Origin of the sequence: Thermoflexibacter ruber (assembly GCF_900113045.1) — a bacterium.
GTDB lineage: Bacteria > Bacteroidota > Bacteroidia > Cytophagales > Thermoflexibacteraceae > Thermoflexibacter > Thermoflexibacter ruber.
Genome location: NZ_FONY01000002.1, coordinates 132,687 through 152,600, shown reverse-complemented (window position 1 = coordinate 152,600; position 19,914 = coordinate 132,687). Strand labels below are relative to the sequence as shown.

At 39.6% G+C, this 19,914-nt stretch carries 15 protein-coding genes; all 15 read right to left on the bottom strand.

Annotated features, from left to right (window positions below; genetic code table 11):
• Positions 1 to 69: 69 nt before the first annotated feature.
• The 15 genes from BM141_RS01690 to BM141_RS01625 all read right to left on the bottom strand — a co-directional run bounded on the left by BM141_RS01690 (position 70) and on the right by BM141_RS01625 (position 19,830).
• Complete coding sequence (locus BM141_RS01690; protein ID WP_091538923.1) at positions 70 to 1,776, bottom strand: RagB/SusD family nutrient uptake outer membrane protein; 1,707 nt, start codon at positions 1,774 to 1,776, stop codon at positions 70 to 72.
• Positions 1,777 to 1,855: 79 nt separating this feature from the next.
• Complete coding sequence (locus tag BM141_RS01685) at positions 1,856 to 5,137, bottom strand: SusC/RagA family TonB-linked outer membrane protein (RefSeq protein WP_245763960.1); 3,282 nt, start codon at positions 5,135 to 5,137, stop codon at positions 1,856 to 1,858.
• 125 nt (positions 5,138 to 5,262) lie between these two features.
• Complete coding sequence (locus BM141_RS01680) at positions 5,263 to 6,780, bottom strand: FG-GAP-like repeat-containing protein (protein ID WP_091538919.1); 1,518 nt, start codon at positions 6,778 to 6,780, stop codon at positions 5,263 to 5,265.
• 223 nt (positions 6,781 to 7,003) lie between these two features.
• Positions 7,004 to 8,725: a RagB/SusD family nutrient uptake outer membrane protein gene (locus tag BM141_RS01675; RefSeq protein ID WP_091538916.1), complete on the bottom strand. Its 1,722-nt coding sequence runs from the start codon at positions 8,723 to 8,725 to the stop codon at positions 7,004 to 7,006.
• 64 nt (positions 8,726 to 8,789) lie between these two features.
• Positions 8,790 to 12,029 (bottom strand): SusC/RagA family TonB-linked outer membrane protein, encoded by a 3,240-nt coding sequence (locus tag BM141_RS01670; RefSeq protein ID WP_091538912.1) that lies wholly within the window; start codon positions 12,027 to 12,029, stop codon positions 8,790 to 8,792.
• A 94-nt stretch (positions 12,030 to 12,123) separates the two neighbouring features.
• Positions 12,124 to 12,471, bottom strand: coding sequence for a hypothetical protein (locus BM141_RS01665; protein ID WP_143090753.1), 348 nt, complete (start codon positions 12,469 to 12,471; stop codon positions 12,124 to 12,126).
• Between the two features lie 289 nt (positions 12,472 to 12,760).
• Positions 12,761 to 13,975 carry a bifunctional phosphopantothenoylcysteine decarboxylase/phosphopantothenate--cysteine ligase CoaBC gene (gene coaBC, locus BM141_RS01660; protein ID WP_091538905.1) on the bottom strand — a complete coding sequence of 405 codons (1,215 nt, stop codon included), beginning with the start codon at positions 13,973 to 13,975 and terminating at the stop codon, positions 12,761 to 12,763.
• 160 nt (positions 13,976 to 14,135) lie between these two features.
• Positions 14,136 to 14,546, bottom strand: coding sequence for an ATP-binding protein (locus BM141_RS01655; RefSeq protein ID WP_091538902.1), 411 nt, complete (start codon positions 14,544 to 14,546; stop codon positions 14,136 to 14,138).
• A gap of 276 nt (positions 14,547 to 14,822) precedes the next feature.
• A complete protein-coding gene (locus BM141_RS01650) occupies positions 14,823 to 16,532 on the bottom strand; it encodes a sodium:solute symporter family protein (RefSeq protein WP_091538898.1) in 1,710 nt (569 codons plus the stop codon).
• A gap of 37 nt (positions 16,533 to 16,569) precedes the next feature.
• Entirely contained in the window at positions 16,570 to 16,722 is a 153-nt protein-coding gene (locus tag BM141_RS22755; RefSeq protein WP_177217232.1) for a hypothetical protein, read from the bottom strand.
• Between the two features lie 204 nt (positions 16,723 to 16,926).
• Positions 16,927 to 17,175, bottom strand: a complete 249-nt coding sequence (locus BM141_RS01645; protein ID WP_091538895.1) for a rhodanese-like domain-containing protein — start codon at positions 17,173 to 17,175, stop codon at positions 16,927 to 16,929.
• Between the two features lie 91 nt (positions 17,176 to 17,266).
• A complete protein-coding gene (locus tag BM141_RS01640) occupies positions 17,267 to 17,470 on the bottom strand; it encodes a DUF6132 family protein (RefSeq protein ID WP_091538892.1) in 204 nt (67 codons plus the stop codon).
• A gap of 1 nt (position 17,471) precedes the next feature.
• Positions 17,472 to 18,896, bottom strand: coding sequence for an MBL fold metallo-hydrolase (locus BM141_RS01635; protein ID WP_091538888.1), 1,425 nt, complete (start codon positions 18,894 to 18,896; stop codon positions 17,472 to 17,474).
• A 103-nt stretch (positions 18,897 to 18,999) separates the two neighbouring features.
• A complete protein-coding gene (locus tag BM141_RS01630) occupies positions 19,000 to 19,620 on the bottom strand; it encodes a Crp/Fnr family transcriptional regulator (RefSeq protein ID WP_091538883.1) in 621 nt (206 codons plus the stop codon).
• A gap of 3 nt (positions 19,621 to 19,623) precedes the next feature.
• Entirely contained in the window at positions 19,624 to 19,830 is a 207-nt protein-coding gene (locus BM141_RS01625; RefSeq protein WP_091538879.1) for a YgaP family membrane protein, read from the bottom strand.
• Between the last annotated feature and the right edge of the window lie 84 nt (positions 19,831 to 19,914).

Genomic DNA, 19,914 nt, shown 5'->3' with positions numbered 1-19,914 from the left:
CTCACTAACGCTGGCTTTGCATAAGTTTTTTCTACCAAGTAGTTTTGAAAAAAGAAAAAACTTGAGTGATTAATACCCCGGATTTTGTTTTAAGGTAGGCTGACCACCTGCTGTGGAAAGCACGATTTGCTGTTGAGGAATAGGGTAGTACTCGTTCTTCCCTCTGGTGAATCTTGCTCCCTGCAAGTAGCTTCTCAGCGTGCCTTCTTTCGCATAGTAAGCGTTCAACTCCTGCTCTGCGATGCCCCAACGCACCAAGTCAAAGAAACGGTGTCCTTCCATGCCCAACTCTATTCTTCTCTCGAAGCGTACAGCCTTAGTAGCAAACTCTTTGCTTGTCCAAGGAGTATTGTATGGCTCAACTCTGTAATTCGCCGCAGGAGTGTTATCTGGATTTCTCACTACGCACCCACTTTTTGCTCTATTTCTTACTTGGTTTACCAAGGCTCTTGCTCTTTCTAAATTCCCTAACTCTACTTCGCACTCAGCTAACATGAGCAATACGTCTGCATAGCGGATAATATTGTAGTTATTAGCATTTGCCCCCTGCGCCCAGCCAGAAGCACCAGAGAGCGTGCCTTGTTGAGAGCGGTAGAATACGTTTTTCTTAGGAGCATAAGGACCTCCAAAGGCTTGGTCGCGAATCCAAGCTGGACCTGGGTGGGGACCCCAATCCAAATAAGGAATACCCCTACGCCCTACCGTCCAATCCAAGCGAGGGTCAAGCGGACCTGTATGAGGTGTAAATGGACTATTAGAAGGAATACCTTGGTCATTTTTAACATCAGTATTGTTATAAGTATCTAACAAAGGCAAACCGTTAGCATCTACTTGGAAAGCATTGACTAAATTCTGAGAGGGTTGGTGAAAACCGCAGCACCCGCCTGGACCGCCTGTGTAAGGATAGTTCAAAATTTCTCCATAGTTCCCATTTAGGTTATCTGCGCTACCATCATTGACAGAAGATTGCACAGCAAAAACAGATTCAGGTCCGTTTTTAGTAGCAGGGTTAAAGTTGTCATGATAGCAAGCAGCAAGACTATATATTCCACTGGCTACTACTGCATCAAACTGTTGCTTAGCTTCATTGAATTTCTTTTGGAAAAGGAAAACTTTGCCAAGCAGTGCTTGTGCTGCACCTTTGGTTGCTCTTCCTACATCTGATTGACGCAGAGGTAGGTTATCTACTGCAAACTTCAAGTCTGCCTCTATTTGTGGGTAGATGTCTTTGTCATTAGGAATTTTAAAATCAGTAGCATTTTCATCTACATAAGGCACCATATTCCACATTTTTTTCAGTTCAAAGTGATAGTGTCCTCTTAGGAAACGACCTTCTGCTGTTTTTGCTGTTTTATTAGCATCAGTTAAATCCTTAGCTCCCTTAATAGCTCTCAGTGCATAGTTAGCGCGAGAAATTCCATCGTACAATACTCTCCAGCGAGTTTCAAAATACTCATTATTAGGCAGACCTGCCATTCTCTCAATAGGTGTAATAGCAGGCTGGTCGCCAGGGTCACTTCCTTTGTAAGCATCTCCCCCTGTAATGCTACCAAATACCCAATTGGTTGCTGACCCTTGCCAAGGTCCTCCATTGCCCCAACCAGAGTACCCGTCCAAAGAAGAATACGCCGCTATCAAGAGTGCATCTGCTCCTTTAGCACTTTGCAGAGCAGGCTCACTCACTACGCCCAAAGGTTCTTTTGTAAGGAACTTTTCCCCACAAGCATACACTAAGGCAACAATTAGAATGAAAGTAAAAACTAAAATTTTTTTCATATTTATCAGAAAATTAGACCTTTATTTAAAATATGATGAGTAACATTTTTGTTTAAAAAAACTTGAAAAAGTTTACTAATTAGAAACCAATACTCAAACCTACTAAGAAGGTTTTAGGTGCAGGATACGCTCCATAATCCACCCCAATAGTACGGTCGCCCCCTGTACCAAAGTTAGCTAAGGTAATCTCGGGGTCTAAGCCACTATACTTGGTAATAGTAAACAGGTTTTGTGCTTGCAAATACACACGCAAGCGCTCTATGCCTACTTTGCTCAAACTCGCAGAAGGTAAATTATAACCTATTTGTATATTTCTTGCTCTTAGATAAGACCCCTTTTCTACATAATAAGACGATGGTACAGCATCAGCACTACCATTATCGCTATCCCATCTTGGCATAGAGGCATTAGGATTTTGCTCTGTCCAAGTGTCTAACAGTCTAGTACTTCTGTTTCCTTGGAATACGTTGAAGTCAGTTTGATATTTGAAGAAGTTGAAAATATCATTTCCCTGCACACCTTGCAAGAATACAGTCAAATCAAAACCTTTGTAAGAGGCATTGAGGTTAAAACCATAGGTAAACTTAGGGTGAGGATTGCCTATTACTGTATTATCATCTGCATTGACTACGCCATCTCCATTAATATCGCGGAAGCGAAAACGACCAGGACGGATAGCATCTTGGTAAGGTGTATTACGATTGCCGTCTAAAGCATTTGCTGCTTCTACTTCGGCTTGGCTACGGAATATACCATCTTGGAAGTACCCCCAGAACATACTCAAAGGTCGCCCCACAATGCTGCGAGTAAGGTTGCCTATCCTACTACCTCCGTCGGCAATGAAGTCATTATCAATACCAGAGATATTAAGTAGCTTGTTTCTATATAAAGAAACATTTGCATTAATACTATACTGGAATTCATTGTTCATCGCATTACCATTGTAGGTAAGAGCAAAGTCCAAACCTCTGGTCTGCATAGAGCCAATGTTTGTAACAATAGATACAGGTGCGCCTATGTTATTTCCCGCAGTAGCAGGTTGTTGAATATTGTAGAGCAAGTCGGTAGTCTTTCTGTTATAGACATCTATGTTCAGCTCTAAGTTCTTCAGCAAGGTTACATCTAACCCCACGTTGGTAGTAGCTGTTGCTTCCCATTTAATATTTGGATTTCCTGTACTTTGTGGCGCGAAACCCAATACTGCTGAGGTGCTTGTACCCCTAATATCATAAAAAGTTTCGCTAATGCTACTACCAAGCGTAGAGTAAGCAGGATAATCTCCAAATCCGTCATGGTTTCCTGACTGTCCCCAACCTGCTCTGATTTTGGCAAAATTAATAATTCCATTATCTTTCAGGAATTCCTCATCAGAGAGTACCCAGCCCGCGCTGAAGGCAGGAAAAACACCATATCTATTGGCTTGACCAAAGCGAGAAGAACCATCTCTACGAATAGTAGCAGAAAACAAATATTTTTCCTTAAATCCATATTCAGCTTTACCAAAAATAGAAAACAATGCCCATTCACCACCACCACCAAAGGAGTTAGGTAAGCCAGCCCCTGCATTGATGAAACGATAATTGATGTCATCGGTAAAGAAGTTGTTACGTCCTGTACCAAAGTCTCTGAAAGTGTTTCGGATAGCCTCTGTGCCTATGTAGGCATTTACTTTATGCACTTCGTTGAAAGTACGATTATAGGTCAAAGTATTTGTCCAAGTCCAGTTAGAGTTCCAATAAGTATTTACGTCTAAGCGGTTGGAAGCACTTGGTTCTGCGGCTTCTATATTGCGGATACTGTAAAAACTGCCATGCCCTAAATTATAGTCTAAGCCAAAACTTGTCTTCGCAACTAAATTCTTAGCAATATCCACCTCAGCGAAAACATTACCAAAAATTCTCATATTACGGTATTTATTGTCCTTATTGCGAACTAATTGGGCAACAGGGTTTTGTGCATTTCCTAAGTTTGTACCTTTATGCCCTGCAAAGTTCCCAGCGATGTCATATACAGGAACGATAGGTTGCGCCCTATATACCCCTGAAACAGGATTTCCCTCGCTTTGATTTCCCGCAGGCATTTCTACTCGTTCTGTATAGCCTATTTGCAAGTTTTGCCCTATACGCGCTCTGTTTCTAATACTGAACTCTGTATTTGCCCTGATAGTATATCTCTTAAAGCCTGTATGGATAATGATACCATTTTGCTCTAAGTAATTCCCTGAGAACATATACCTTGCCTTGTCCGTACCTCCAGACGCAGTCAAGTTATAGTTTTGCCAGATAGCAGGTTTTGCTATTTCTCTCCACCAATCAGTCCCTTGTTTGTTGGCTCTGGTAATTAAGAATTTAGTTCTTCCAAACTCTGGGTCGTCAATGTCATTAGAGTAGTTAGCTGGGTTTACTCTTGGGTCGCCTTCTCTTGCCCCAGCAGGGAAAATATAGTCAGGAAGTACAGGATTCGGACCACTGCCGTACTGAGCAGAAGATGGATTAGTCTGTCCCGCAGGAAGCCCTGTATTGCGTTGGCGCAACCACTCTAACTCTGCCAGTTGGTTTACATTCATCAAGTCAATATACTTGCGTGGAGTTTGTATGCCCGTATAAGCGTCAAAACTTACTTTGGGCGCACCTGATTTCCCTTTTTTGGTAGTGATAATGATTACCCCATTACCAGCCCTCGCCCCGTAAATAGACGCTACGGAAGCATCTTTCAAAATGGAAATAGACTCTATATCATTTTGATTGATGTTGTTCAGACCTTGTCCGTTGTCTGATTTGAAAGGTACGCCGTCAATTACATAGAGAGGGGAGTTGTCATTGATAGTACCAAAACCACGAATACGCACCATGGTACTTCCACCGGGGGAGTTATCATTCCCAATAGTAACCCCCGCTGCCTTGCCTTGTAGCTGTTGAGCAAAGTTAGGTGCCGGCACAGAGAGCAATTCTTTGGTAGAAACAGTAGCAATCGCTCCTGTAATTTCTTTCTTTTGTTGAGTAGAGTACCCTGTTACAATGACTTCTTGTAATGCCTTTACATCTGCTTGCATGCTTATATTGATAACTGCTTGATTGCCTACGGCTACTTCTTGCGTAACGAAACCTACAAAAGAAAATACCAAGACATCAGAACTACCCGCAGGAACAGCAATGGAGTAGTTCCCATCTGAGTCAGTGGCTGTCCCTGACTGAGTGCCTTTTACCAAGACGGTAACTCCTGGCAAAGGAGCGCCGCCCTCAGCGTCAGTAACTTTTCCACTGACCCTTTTCTGGGCATACGTAAATGAGCTGATAAATAATAGGAATAGAATAGAAAGGATAGGGATAGAACCTACCCAGAGTCGGTCTTTGTTTTTCATTTTCATACCAATTTTGTTTGTTAAAAAAACTTAACTATAACTGTGAAATACAGTATAAAATTAGATATAATAATTGTTAATTATGCAAGAAAAATGTAGTTTTTTTAAGTTGAAATTAACATTTCTCATTTTATATATTGATTTTCTAAAAGTAAAAAGGAGTACCTTTTACTTTTCCAAAGATTAGTCCAATGAGGTGGAGGGGCTACGGGAGCTGAGGTAAACGAGCCAAGTACTATATCTAAATCTCCGTCATCATCTATATCTTCTGTTTCCATAACCATCCAATGCCCTTGTATTGCTTCCTTGAAAGTACCTGCCTCAAAGCTAAAATTAGAAGAGTTTTTATTTTTTAAATACACAAAGCTTTCATTGGTAAGGTTTGCATAGTCTGGAAAAAAGGAAATCAGGGCAATATCTATATCACCATCTTGGTCGTAATCTCTTGCTCTTACCTTAAATGCTCCATTGAGTGGGTAAAAATATTTTTCTATAAAGTTATTTTTCCCATCATTGAGGTAAATACGAAATCCATGATAATTTTTTAACGTAACAGAATAGTCCGCATTATCTCCACTGGTCAGTAAAATATCCCAATCACCATCATTATCCCAATCTATCAACTCAAAATCAGTAACACCAAAAACGGGTAAAAATGTCAATATATTTTTTTCCCTAAACTTCCCATCGCCTTGATTGTAATAAGTAAAAATGCCCTCATTCATCTGAGCAACTAAGGATACAATATCTACCCACCCGTCCCCATTCATATCTTTCAAATAAGACTTTAAATTTCCTGAATAAGTATTCAAAACATGTTTATGTGGTTTTTCTTTCCCTATTTCAAACCAAGCCAAGCTACCTTTTTCGTGTCCGTATTCTGCAATAAGCATATCTTTTTTTCCGTCTTGGTTGAGGTCTGCTAACTGCATAAAAACAAGGCGATTCAAGTGATTCATCACCTCTTGCGGAACTTCACCTTTTCTCCACCTAAGCAATTTACCCAAAGAATCGTCGTTGGGCTTCATCTTTCCAATAGTAAGTAAATAGAGTTCATCTCCTTCAAAAACAAGGTCGGTAATGGGCGAATCTACCAGCAAACTATCATATTTTTTACCATACCTATCAAAAATAAGTAATTGGTTTTTATCTCCTTCGCATATATAGATGCTTTTTTTCAAAGAATTTACCTTGAGCATAGTAATATGAGGAGGGACATCACTACCCTCATTAATAAAGTATGGTATAAAGTATTCTAAGCCTGTTTTTACGGGTGCGCTTGCAAAAGAAGTTAAGGAATCAGGTGCAGAGTTAGCGAAATAATTTACTATTTTTTGCCAATCCTGAGAAGTAATTAGTGGTTTATGTAAGTTTTTAGAATAGTTTAAATAATCATCTTCAAAATTATAGTATGTAAGCAGCCTTGCTCTCATTTCAGGAAGCACACCCATTAACCAAGTATTCTTGGGCAATAGTTCAGGCGATACAAAAGCATGACAAGATGCACAATATTTCTGAGCAAGTTGTTCTCCTGTGAAGTCTGCTGTCTTAGAACTACCTTCTGACTGACAATTAGATAAACAAAAGGCTAAAGTTATGAATCCAATTAGCTTGGACAAAAAAGGAAGTAGAGTTTTCTGCATATTTATTCAATTAGATTGAAAGACAAAATTCAGTAATTACATGAAGTTAAGCGTATATTCTCATTTATCAAAACGTTTTGTTTTTTCAACCCATAGAATCCTAATAAATGCGATTTTTATTCTTATTTCTTTTAAAAGTAAAGCGTTGATAAGAATGAAGATCTTACCAACGCTTTACTTTGTTAGATTAACTATTAACAAAAAACTTTAAACAAAGCAATCCTTAGTATCCTGGATTTTGCTTTAAAGTAGGCTGACCATCCTTCAAACTACGAACTATCGCCTGCTCAGGAATAGGGAAGTACTCATTCTTTCCTGCGGTGAACCTCGCACCTCGTAAATACTGACGTTTTGTTTGCTCTACTCTGAAGTACTCATTGATATTCTCTGCAGCAATTCCCCAGCGTACTAAGTCAAAGAAGCGATGTCCTTCCATAGCCAACTCCAGCCTTCTCTCAAAGCGAATGGCTCTGATAGCAAACTCCTTACTTGGGAAGGAACTATACTCTCCTATTCTGTAGTTAGCGGCATTTGAACCATCAGGATTCTTAACAAAACCCGCTGGGTTAGCGGCTCTCCTCCTTACTTGATTTACATAATCTAAAGCTCTTGCCAAGCTGCCCACCTCTGCTTCTGCTTCTGCCGCCATTAACAGTACGTCTGCATAGCGCATGATAGTATAGTTATTAGCACTGTAACCTCTTGTCCAGCCTGTTGCATCGCTTAGTCTGCCTTCTTCTGCTTTGTAGTAAACATTTTTCTTAGGGCTGTAAGGACCGCCGTATGCTTGGTCGCGAATCCAGTTCTGTCCTCCGTGAGGTCCCCAATCTAAGTAAGGAATACCTCTGCGACCTACTGTCCAATCCAAGCGAGGGTCAAGAGGACCTGTATGCGGTTCAAAAGGTTGATTGGAGGCAATGCCTTGGTCATTTTTTACATCTGCATTATTAAATGTTTCTAATAAAGGCAAGCCATTAGCATCTACTTGGTAAGCATTGACCAAGTTTTGAGTAGGTTGGAAGAAACCACAGCAACCACCAGGTCCGTTATTATAAGGATAGTTCAATACACCACCTGCATCTCCGTTGTTCCCATTTGCTCCGTCATTAACAGAATACTGAACAGCAAAAACGGATTCAGCACTATTTTTGGTAGCGGCTCGGAAGTTATCGTGGAAAGATGCATTCAAGGCGTATTTGGCTCCTCGGGTAGTCCTACCATTGGCAATTACTTGGTCAAAGATTTGTTTTGCTTCTGTATATTTCTTTTGGAACATATATGTTTTTCCTAAGAATGCACCTGCTGCCCACTTGTTTGCTCTACCTGCATCAGCTAAGGTTTCAGGTAAATTATCAAAAGCAAATTTGAAGTCAGCTTCTATATTAGGGAATATCTCCTTATCATTTGGCAAAAGATAATCTGTAACCGTTTCGTCTATAAAAGGAGCCCTATTGAAGATTTTTCTCAGTTCAAAATGATAATGCCCTCTGAGGAAGCGTGCTTCTGCTATTAGGCGAGTTTTATCTGCTTGGGACATATCTTTGGCTTCGTTTGCAAAACGAATTGCATCGTTAGCACGACCAATAGCATCATACAAATGCCTCCAAACAGTAATAAAGTATCCATTATTTGGCAGAGGCTCAAACCTCTCAATGGAGTTAATATCTACTTGGTCCCCAGCATCAGTTCCCTTATAAGCATCATTCCCACAAATACTGCCATACACCCAATTGCTACCCGCAGACTGCCAACCGCCGGGTCCACCTATCCCATCCAACATAGAATAAGCACCAATCAACATACCCTCAGCCCCTGCTTTGTTTTGCAATACATTGGCACTGAATGTACCAATGGGAGGCTGGTCAAGGAAACTATCCTTACAAGCATACGTTACTCCCAAAAGAAGAGCAAACGTAAAAATAAGTTTGACTTTTATATTTTTCATATCACTATGATTTTTAATGGATTACTTTTTAACAGAATGATGAAAAAAAAGGTTTTAAAAATTTTTAGAAACCAATGTTAATACCTATCAATAACTGACGTGAGTTAGGGAATAAACCTCTATCTACCCCTAAGCCTAAGTCACCTTGGTTATTGTTTTGCAAAGCTACGTCAGGGTCTGTACCAGAATAAGGCGTAACAGTAAAGAGGTTTTGCCCTTGGATATAAGCCCTTGCACTTGCGATGCCTACTTTATTCAACAAAGATTTAGGAATCGTATAACCTAACTGCATAGTTCTCATTCTGAGATAAGAGCCAGATTCTATGTAATAAGTACTTGGAATATTGCCACTTTGATTGTCAGAAACGTCTAAAATAGGTAGTTTTGCCGCATTGCCTAACTGAGGTGTCCAAGACTCGTTTAACATTCTGGTACTTCTATTGCCTTGGAAAGAGTTAAAGTCAATCCACCAACGGTTATAGTTAAAGATACTATTGCCATAGTTCCAGAATAAGAACATAGAAAAATCAAAGCCCTTATATGCTAACTCCACATTCAAACCTGTCTGCAATTTGGGGTGTGGAGAACCGATATTGGTCTGGTCATCTGCATTGACTACTCCATCGCCGTTAATATCTCTAAGTTTCCAACCACCCACTTTTTTGCGTATAGGTTGGTTCGGAGCGGCAGTAGCTTCTGACTCTGTATTAAAGAAGCCGTCTATGATATACCCCCAGAATACAGAAACAGGTAGTCCTTGTTGTGTACGCGTTACGTTACCGAAGCGGGTATCACCACCAGTGAAGAAGGTTCTTGGATTTCCGTCAATATTTAATACTTCGTTTTTGTAGCGAGTTACAGTAAGCGTAGCTGTATAACGCAAATCTTCAGTGATATTTCCTCTGTTTGTAATCGCCAAGTCTATACCCCTGTTTCTTACATTACCTACGTTGATGGCTGGCTGAGCTGCATCAGGCTCCGTAAAAGGTGCTTGGCGACCTATTAATAAGCCTTTTGCCTCACGAGTGTACCACTCGGCATTGATGTCCCATTTTCCATCAAATAAAGTAGCATCTATACCTATATTGGTCATTACCCCAGTTTCCCACTTAGTCGCTAAGTTACCAATGCGGTCAAGGTCAAAACCAGCCACTACGTTTGTGCTTGAGCCTGTGATGTCATAAGAGGAGTTACCCGGTGTGGAACGATAGAAACTGTATTGATTCGCAGCAGAAACGTTATTTTGGCTACCTACCTGTCCCCAGCCACCTCTTAGTTTCAAATCAGTAATCCAAGTAATGTCCTTCATAAACTCTTCCTGAGAAATTCTCCAGCCTAAGCCTATGGCAGGGAACACCCCAAATCGGTTCTCAGGACCGAACTTAGACGAGCCATCTCTACGTACAGTAATGTTCATTAAGTACCTATCTTTAAACGTATAGTCTGCTCTACCAAAAAGTGAGTAAAGAGATTCTCTGAAACCATAGCTAAAGTTGTTTTGACCTACGGGCTGTCCTCTATCTAACACTCTGAAATCAGGGTCATCTACGAAAAAGTTGATTCTCGAGCCGCCTACCCCTCTACCATTGATTTTAATTGCTTCTGTCCCTACCATTACTTTTACGTTGTGGTCTTCTGCAAAAGTCTTTTTATAGGTCAAAGTATTAGTAAACGTCCAACTTCTTCCCCAGTCATTTCTTTCTGAGTACGAGTTACTTGCCGTATTCTCTGCTCTTTCAAAGGTTCTAAATCCGTATGCTTGACGATAACGCGTAGTGAAGTCTAAGCCAAATGAGGAACGGAAAGTCAAATCTTTTAAAATATCTAACTCAGCAAACACATTACCAAAGATACGATAAGCAAAGTTTTTGTTGTCTTTGCTTCTTGCTTGGTCAGCCACAGGGCTACTTGCATTACCCAAACCTGCGCCACGAGTACCTGCAAAGTTTCCGTTAATATCATACACAGGTACAATAGATTGCATACGATATGCTTGAGCAATCGCACCACCTTCCCCTGTCAAAAGGGCATCAGGGTTATCCGCTTGTGTACCTACCAATTCTTCGTAAGAAATCTGCATATTTTCCCCTATGCGAATGCGGTCTTTGGGTTTGAACATGGTATTTGCACGAACAGTAAAACGCTCATACCCCGTATGAATAACTACCCCTCTTTGATTAAAGTAGTTCAAGCCTAAAGAGTAAGTAGCTGCGTCAGTTCCACCACTTGCCGAAATCTGATGGCTTTGAATAGGTGCATTTTTAAAAATTTCTTTGTACCAGTCAGTTCCCTCTCTGTTTGCCCTTGTGATTTGGTGAATAGGACGGCTGAAGTCTGTTACATTGTAAAGGGCAGGATTTGTATTAGGATTATTGGAATTTACTCCTACGTCTGGTCCTGCTACTAAGAACTCTGGAATAACAGGAGTAGGACCACTACCATAAATGGGATGTGTGGGAGTTTGTCCCGCATTCCTAAACTGAGTCCAAAGCAATTCACCGTATTGGGTAGGGTTGAGTAACTCGGGGAAGCGATTTACAGACTGCATACCATAGTAAGTATCGTAGCTTAGCTTTGGTCTGCCCGCCTTGCCCTGCTTAGTAGTGATAATTACTACCCCATTAGAAGCACGCGCCCCATAGATAGAAGCGGCAGTAGCATCTTTTAATACTTGTAAGGATTCAACGTCTTGTGGGTTAAAGGCGTTCGGTGCTGTGGTAGGTACACCATCTATAATATAAAGAGGGTCATTGCCACCGAAGGAGTTAAACCCGCGAATACGCACTTTTGCCCCTGCGCCAGGTGCCCCGCTCGTACCGATTACTACCCCTGCCGCTCTCCCTTGCAACTGCTGAGTAATATTACCTGCGGGAGTTGCCAAAAGTTCTTTAGTACTTACTACAGCAACTGCACCAATAATATCTTTCTTTTGCTCAGTGCCGTACCCTGTTACCACTACTTCTTGCAAAGCAGTTACATCAGCTACTAAACTTACGTTGATTGTACTTTGATTGCCTATTGCTACCTCTTGCGTCTTGTAGCCTACAAAAGAGAATACCAAGACATCAGAACTACCCGCAGGAACAGAAATCGAGTAGTTACCGTCAGCGTCAGTGGCAGTACCAGAAGAAGTGCCTTTGACTAACACAGTTACGCCAGGAAGTGCCGCACCGCCATCAGAGTCAGTAACTTTTCCGCTGACTCTTTTTTGTGCATAAGAGAATGAACTGATTAAAAAAAAGAATAGGAAGGAAAGGATAGGAATATAACCTACCCAGAGTCGGTCTTTGTTTTTCATTTTCATACTTAAGTTTTGTTTGTTAAAAAAACTACAATTAAGATTTATTCGTAAATCTTAATATAAAGTTAAAAAAAATCTTAAAAAATCTCGAGAATAGTTAATTTTTTTTGACAATTTTTGAAGGTTCGTAAAATCCATTCGCAAGTATGCCATGAGCATAAGACTTTGTGGAGAAAAAGACAAGTAAGTACATCAAGAAACATAACTCCTCCCTACCCAGCCCTTCAGTTGCACTACGCCCCCAAGAGGGGAAGAGAGTCAAGTCTTTGATTATCAAGGAGTCTTTCCCCTTTCGGGAAAGATTTAGATAGGGGCAGAACAACATTTTTATTTGTTGAATTAATTTTACAAAAAAAAAGATGATACCACCAAAGATAGCATCATCTAAAACCATATAATTAGGATTAAATATTAAATCTTTTATATCAAAAACTTTTAAAACCACCTAAGTTGTATGCTAAATGTTATAAAACAAAGAAGTTATTGATTATTAAAAAAACAACCAATAACTTCCTGCATTGAGCTTGTAAGTTAGGTTTTCTTAAAAAACATCTTTGGAAATCCAAAGATGTTGTAAAGCAAAGTTTACTAATAGGTTTAAGTTTACTTCAATGCTAAGACCCATCAGATAGAAAAATGGTTGCAAGCCGTTTGAAAAAATTTGAAAATTTTTTGAAAAAATAGTATAAAATTAAGTCTGCCTAAGAAAATAGGCTTGAGTTGGGTATGTTATTCTAAGTCTTTGGTAGCTTAGAAACTATCAGACGTACAATATCTTGAGCCACTTCTTTCTTGCTTTTTAGAGGTAAATCTATGATTTGTCCTGTTTTATCGATAATAGACACTTTATTTGTGTCGTGTTCAAACCCCGCCCCTTTATCTTGCAACGAATTAAGTATTATCATATCAAAATTCTTCTTTTGTAGCTTTTCTTTGGCATTTTTTATCTCCTCATTTGTTTCTAAGGCAAAGCCTACATGGAATTGATGGGGCTGTAACAGATGACCTACTTCTTTAGCAATATCTTTGGTCTTTACAAGCTCAATAGTCAAATCGTTTTCTTTTTTCTTGATTTTTTGAGAGGCTTTTTCTTTTGGCGTATAGTCAGCAACGGCGGCACAGTGAACGATAATGTCATTATCCGCTACGTGCGCTACTGTAGCTTCAAACATCTCCGCAGCTGTTTCCACATTGATTTTGTGAATATGGCTGTTTTGAATACTGAGATAGGTTTTTCCACTGATAAGCGTTACCGCCGCACCTTGCGCAGCCAATTCCTCTGCTATGGCGTAGCCCATCTTGCCTGAGGAGTTATTGCTGATAAAGCGAACAGGGTCTATGTACTCACGCGTTGCCCCTGCTGTAATGAGTGCTTTTTTACCATGCAGTTTTTTTGCTTGTTTTTGTGATTCAAAAAAATGTTCAAGACTCACAACAATTTCCTCTGGTTCTGCCATTCGACCTTTGCCAAATAGTCCACTCGCCAGTTCTCCCTCTTTGGGTTCAATGACATGATTACCAAATTCTTGCAACTTTTGAAGGTTATGCAAGGTGCTGGGGTGAGCAAGCATATCCAAGTCCATCGCTGGGCATAAAAAAATAGGGCACCGAGCAGATAAGTACGTAGCCAACAGTAGATTGTCGCATAATCCATTTGCCATTTTAGCAATAGTATTAGCACTTGCAGGGGCAATAAGCATCACATCAGCCCACAGCCCCAACTCTACGTGGTTGTTCCACTCACCTGTCTTATCTTTTTGGAAATCAATGAGTACAGGATTTTTAGATAGTGTGCTTAGTGTAAGTGGAGCAACAAAGTCAGTCGCAGATTGGCTCATGATTACTTTCACTTCTGCGCCTGCTTTGACCAGCAGCCTGACTAAAAAGGCAGATTTGTAAGCGGCAATACTTCCTGTAACCCCAAGAAGAATCTTTTTATTTTTTATCATTAGGCTTGGTATGTCAAAAACTTACACTTGAAGGTCTTAAAATCTTTTAGTGAGGTGAGAGTGCTATTTTGAAGCTTTGTAATTATTTGCATGAGGTAAGCATCTTTCATAGTGTTCTTCTTTTTTATAAAGCCTTTCTATAAGATATATAAGTTTTGCTTCAAGCATTTTCAGCTACGTAAAAGGTAAGCATAATCGTTCTGCCATTATCAGCAAAGGCAACTTCGTCTGCTAAGTTTTGGATAAGAAAAATTCCTCTGCCCCCTACTTTAAATAAGTTTTCTGGGGCAGTAGGGTCTGGAAGATTGTGATAATCAAAACCTTCTCCCTCATCTCTGATGGTAAATTTGATGTTATTCTCTGCTACTTCCAGTGCTAAATCGACATTTTTTTCTTTGTTTTGTTTATTCCCATGAATGATAGCATTATTGACCGATTCAGTTACCGCAATCATAATGTTACCATAAATATCATCATCAAAAGAGAATCTTTCTCTCGCATTGTCTATAAAACTTTCTACAATACGAATATTATCTGGAAGTGATGGTATGCGTAATTTTAAGGACTTCATCATTGTTTTACTCTTAAAAAGACTCTTTTGCCAAAGATATACTTTGTTACAAATAAAATACAAATTATTGTAAATTTTGTTTTTCTTATTTCAAAGTTTTATCACCTACCCCAAAAGTTGTTTGTTTTTATCATTTCAACATTAAGTAATAAACTTTGCTTGCTTTCTATTCTCAATAAACGTAATAAGCAAGCGAAAAGTAAACAAATTATGAAAAAAATTACCTTAATAAATACAAAAAAATTTTAAAAAAATACAATACTATGAAAACTACCTCTATGAGTGATGTGCCTTGTTTGCCACAAAAAGATTCATAAGCAAAGAGATGAGAATAACTAATACACACCCAATTACATTGTACCAAAGAAAAGAGATACTCGTATTCTGCCAGCACCATATTACTGCCGCCTCTGCTAAAATTGCTCCAACAAAAACAGCATCACCTCTCACCGTCTTGAAATAAAAAGCAACCAAAAAAATACCTAATATCGTCCCGTAAAACAGCGAGCCTAAAATATTCACTGCCTCTATCAAGTTCCCGCTTAGAGAGTTAGCAAATTCAGCAAAAAGAATAGCATACACACACCAGCCTACCATAGCTAATTTTGAAACTCTTAGGTAGTGTTTCCCTGTTCCATTCTTTTTGATATTGCGTTGGTAAATATCTACCATAAAAGTAGAAGCAAGCGCATTGAGTTCAGAAGCACTTGCAGACATCGAGGCACAGAAAATAACGGCAATCAGCAGTCCTACGATTCCTTGTGGTAAATAGTTAATTACAAAGGTCAAGAAAATATAGTTGGTGTCGGTGGCTTTTTGGCGTCCCTCAGCAACATTATATTCGTGAATAATCTCAATAGCTTCTTTACGAACACTTTGTGCTTGTTTTTCTACGTCTTGGAATGCACTTTGAGTTTGTGCTATTAAGGCTTCATCTTTGACATCTAAAGCTCTGGCTAATTCTCCTGCATGAATGCTTTTTTGAGCGAGCAGAACTTCATACTGCTGTTCCAACTGCTTGAATTTGAGGCTGTCTGCACTCTGATATATCTTTTGTACCTCGACTTGGTTGAAAAAAATGGGAGATGAGTTAAACTGATAGAATACAAAAACCAAAGTCCCCAAAAGCAAAATCAAAAACTGCATAGGAATTTTGATAAAGCCGTTGAAAATTAGTCCTAAACGACTCTCCGCAGTTGATTTACCCCCTAAGTATCGCTGCACTTGGGACTGGTCAGTGCCAAAGTACGACATAGAAACAAAGAACCCGCCTATCAAGCCAGACCATAGGGTATATCGGTTATTCCAGTCAAAATTGGTATCTATCACGTTCAATTTACCCATTTTTCCTGCTAAACTTACCGCTGTTCCAAAGGATACCTCAGCGGGAAGCATTTGCACCAGAATTACCCCTGCGGTAATCATGCCTAAAAACACTACAAAAAGCTGTTGTTTTTGTGTTTCGCTTACGGCTGTAGTCCCTCCTAAAAAAGTATAAGTCAGTACTACGACCCCTATGGAGAGGTTCGTCCAAGAAATATCCCAGTTTAGAATAGTAGATAAGATGAGAGAAGGCGCATAAAGCGTAAGTCCCGCAGCCAATCCCCTTTGAGTGAGAAAAAGAAAGGTACACAAAGACCTCGTTTTCAGGTCAAAGCGATTTTCCAAGTACTCGTAAGCAGTGCGTACTTTGAGTTTTTGGAAGATAGGAACAAAAGTAATAGAAAGTACTATTACTGCTAAAGGTAAGCCAAAGTAAAACTGTACGAACCTCATTCCATCAGAAAAACCTTGCCCGGGAGTGCTTAGAAAGGTAATCGCACTCGCTTGGGTAGCGGCAATAGACAGTCCTATTGTCCACCAGTTCATTTTCTTAGGAAATAAATAATTTTCTACATCGCTTCTATGCTTCCTACTTTTCCAAATTCCAAAAGCAGTAATAAATGCAATCGTTCCAATCAATACTATCCAGTCTAATGTACGCATCAGGTTAAGGAATCAATAAGTAAAACAAGACATGAAATTATTTAAAGAGTTGAGTGAACCAATAAAATAGCACTATCAGCCCTAAAAGATAAAAAATCAAAGTCATATACAACTGATTCCAAGTCTTAAAGATTGGAGGAAGTCCATCATTTTCGTTTTCTTCGGGCGTTGGTATTGGATTTTCAGTCATAAATTGAAGGGTTGAGATGTCCTCGCTTAGAGTTTGATTTTCAAAGTAGCTAAAATATACTGATTCAATAAGCCTATTAGATTTTAAAAATTGTTAAAATGTTTAGTTAAAAATAGTAAAAGAGCTTATACATGCTAAAAAACCTCATACGCTTACATAAGAAATGCAAACGCATGAGATTTTCGTCAATCATTCTGCAAAAAGTTAAGCCTGAGACAGCCTATAATTTACCTGCATCCAACCGCCACCATTTTCGCACTCTATACCTTTATTTTTCAAAAAGGTAGTGGCTTGCCCACTGCGATTCCCACTCGCACAGCAAAGTACGATAGGTTGTGCTAACTTTTTAAACTCCTCCCAACGCTGAGGGATTTCTTGCAAAGGGATATTGATGCTCCCTGCTACATTGCCACCTCTAAATTCTGCGGGTGTGCGTACATCTACTACTGTCATGGTATTATCTGTTTTTATAAAAAAATGTAAGTATTAAGTTCTCTTTTTCTAATGTGTTATGGGTTATCACATGACACACTACACATAAAAGCTATTTCTCCGAATCTTTTTTCTGTTCAAAATTACTGAACAGCAAGCCTCCCATCACTGCCCCATAAAGTGTGCTATTGAGCGGCTGGGAGGTGATAGGGCAGGTGCCGCTTGCACAACCTATATAAAAATAGTACAAATAACCTCCTATCGCACCGACAACTAAACCAATAATGGTGAATTTGTATTTTTGAATGAAACTCATACTATAACATGGTTGTTGGACAAACGTAATCTGAAACCTTAAACTTTCCTGAATTTTTAATCGCACTAAAGCCCCCGTCCACATTGACAAGGTTTTCGTAGCCTCTGGCTTTGAGGATAGAAACAAAGGTCATAGAGCGATACCCTCCCGCACAATGCACGTAGTAGGTTTTCTTTTTGTCGACTAAAACCATGCTATCATTGATGTAATCCAGAGGAGCATTAATCGCATCTATGACGTGTTCGGAGTAGTATTCGCTTGCTTTCCTTACATCTAAGATGTTGATATTAGGGTTTTTAGCCCGAATTTCTGCCAACTGCTCTGCACTTACGGTTGGGATAGTGTCTATCTCTTTGCCCGATGCTTTCCAAGCTTCAAAGCCTCCTTCCAAATAACCGATTGCGTTATCATACCCCACTCTTGCCAAGCGAGTTACTACTTCTTGCTCTCTGCCTTTGTCAGCAACTATCAAGATTTCTTGTTTGATGTCTGGAATTAGCGTTCCTACCCAAACCGCAAAACTTCCGTCTATACCTATATTAATAGAATTGGGAATGAAGCCCTTAGCAAAGTCAGTAGCACTGCGAGTGTCTAAGATGAGGGCAGAAGTTTCGTTAGCCACTACATCAAAAGCATTAACAGAAAGTGCTTTTGTCCCTTTTTCCAAAACCTCATCTATGCTCTCATACCCTTGAATATTCATCAGCACATTCTTAGGAAAATAGCTTGGTGGAGTAGTTAGCCCTGTAAGCAACTCTTTGATAAACTGCTCTTTGGTCAAGTTAGGATTAAGGGCGTAGTTAGTTTTTTTCTGATTTCCCAAAGTATCCGAAGTTTCCTTGCTCAAATTTTTTCCACAAGCACTTCCTGCTCCATGTGCAGGATAGACTATCAAATCATCACTCAAAGGCATGATTTTATTTCTCAAAGAATCAAAAAGATAACCTGCCAATTTCTCCTCTGTCAAGTCCGCAATTACGTGCTGTGCCAAATCAGGTCTGCCTACGTCCCCAATAAAAAGTGTATCCCCTGTAAAAATAGCCTTTTCCTTGCCTTTTTCATCTATTAAAAGGAAGCAGGAACTTTCCATAGTATGCCCTGGCGTATGAATAAGTTTTACTTTTGCCTCGCCCAATTCAAAAATTTGTCCATCTTCCCCAATCAATGCCTCAAATCCTGTTTTCATTTTGGTAGGACCGTAAACTATAGTAGCCCCTGTTTTTTTTGCCAAGTCCACGTGTCCTGAAACAAAATCAGCGTGAAAATGCGTTTCAAAGATGTATTTGATTTTTGCTCCCCGCTTTTTAGCCATGTCTATATATGGTTGAACTTCGCGAAGTGGGTCAATGATAGCCGCCTCGCCGTTGCTCTCGATGTAGTAAGCTCCCTGAGCTAAACATCCTGTGTATATTTGCTCTACTTTCATAGTTTTACTTGTTTAATTTTTGGTGTTTATCAATTTTGATGTTACAAAGTTACGGTGAGTGCTTGACCTGCACAGTTACTTTTGTTACACAAGGAAATTTTTTTCAAAGAAGTGTAATTTTGTTTCTTCCCAACTTGACCAAACCTTCGTCTTCCATTTGTTTGAGCAAGCGAGAAACCACTACTCTTGCTGTGCCTAATTCGTTAGCAAGCTGTTCGTGGGTCATGCTCAATGTTTTATTTTGGGTGAGTTCGCATTTTTTCTGAATGAAGTTGAGTAGCCTCTCGTCCATTTTTTTGAAAGCAATCTCATTGACCACTTCCAAAAGTTCCTCAAAACGCTTATGGTAAAGGCGAAAAATATAATCTAACCATTCAGGATATTCTTTGAGGAGCAGGCTTACCTTATCATTGGGAATGAAAAGTATTTCGCAGTCTTCCTCTGCTACTGCTTTGATTTTGCTGGTATCGTCGTGCATTGCCCCTAAAAAAGACATAATGCAACTCTCCCCAGCCTTGATGTAGTACAAAAGAATCTCACGCCCATCTTCGTCAGTACGAATGACTTTGATGCTTCCTTTGACTACAATCGGAATAGACTTGATATAAGCATTTTCTCGCAAAATTGTATCTCCTTCTTTAAAAGTCCTCACCCTGCCGTAAGCCAGCAATTTTTCCTTGATGGCAGGGGAGGTATTAAACTCTACAAGGCTGTCTAACTCCATGACCTACCCTTGTTTTTTTCTTGTACTAATCCCAAAAGGCAGGTATAAAGGGCAAAAACTCATAAAACTTGTGGCAATAAAAATTCCCGCCAATACTAACAGGATAATCGCTACTGTCCCAGAAATCATATTAGCAAAGTACAAACCGCCAATAATCAAGGCTACGATAATTCTGACCACTCGGTCAGCTGTTCCCATGTTTGCTTTCATAGTTTTTTGTTTTTATTAAAATAAAATTATGTTCGTTTTGATGCAAATATTCGCTTGCTTTTCAATATCTCCTGCAAATCATAG

Bases quoted from the DNA above. Each gene is read 5' to 3' on its own strand.
- BM141_RS01635 (WP_091538888.1), bottom strand. From the start codon at position 18,896: ATGAAAGTAGAGCAAATATACACAGGATGTTTAGCTCAGGGAGCTTAC.
- BM141_RS01645 (WP_091538895.1), bottom strand. From the start codon at position 17,175: ATGACAGTAGTAGATGTACGCACACCCGCAGAATTTAGAGGTGGCAAT.
- coaBC (WP_091538905.1), bottom strand. From the start codon at position 13,975: ATGATAAAAAATAAAAAGATTCTTCTTGGGGTTACAGGAAGTATTGCC.
- BM141_RS01630 (WP_091538883.1), bottom strand. From the start codon at position 19,620: ATGGAGTTAGACAGCCTTGTAGAGTTTAATACCTCCCCTGCCATCAAG.
- BM141_RS01640 (WP_091538892.1), bottom strand. From the start codon at position 17,470: ATGAGTTTCATTCAAAAATACAAATTCACCATTATTGGTTTAGTTGTC.
- BM141_RS01670 (WP_091538912.1), bottom strand. From the start codon at position 12,029: ATGAAAATGAAAAACAAAGACCGACTCTGGGTAGGTTATATTCCTATC.
- BM141_RS01690 (WP_091538923.1), bottom strand. From the start codon at position 1,776: ATGAAAAAAATTTTAGTTTTTACTTTCATTCTAATTGTTGCCTTAGTG.
- BM141_RS22755 (WP_177217232.1), bottom strand. From the start codon at position 16,722: ATGACTGAAAATCCAATACCAACGCCCGAAGAAAACGAAAATGATGGA.
- BM141_RS01655 (WP_091538902.1), bottom strand. From the start codon at position 14,546: ATGAAGTCCTTAAAATTACGCATACCATCACTTCCAGATAATATTCGT.
- BM141_RS01680 (WP_091538919.1), bottom strand. From the start codon at position 6,780: ATGCAGAAAACTCTACTTCCTTTTTTGTCCAAGCTAATTGGATTCATA.
- BM141_RS01625 (WP_091538879.1), bottom strand. From the start codon at position 19,830: ATGAAAGCAAACATGGGAACAGCTGACCGAGTGGTCAGAATTATCGTA.
- BM141_RS01650 (WP_091538898.1), bottom strand. From the start codon at position 16,532: ATGCGTACATTAGACTGGATAGTATTGATTGGAACGATTGCATTTATT.
- BM141_RS01675 (WP_091538916.1), bottom strand. From the start codon at position 8,725: ATGAAAAATATAAAAGTCAAACTTATTTTTACGTTTGCTCTTCTTTTG.
- BM141_RS01685 (WP_245763960.1), bottom strand. From the start codon at position 5,137: ATGAAAAACAAAGACCGACTCTGGGTAGGTTCTATCCCTATCCTTTCT.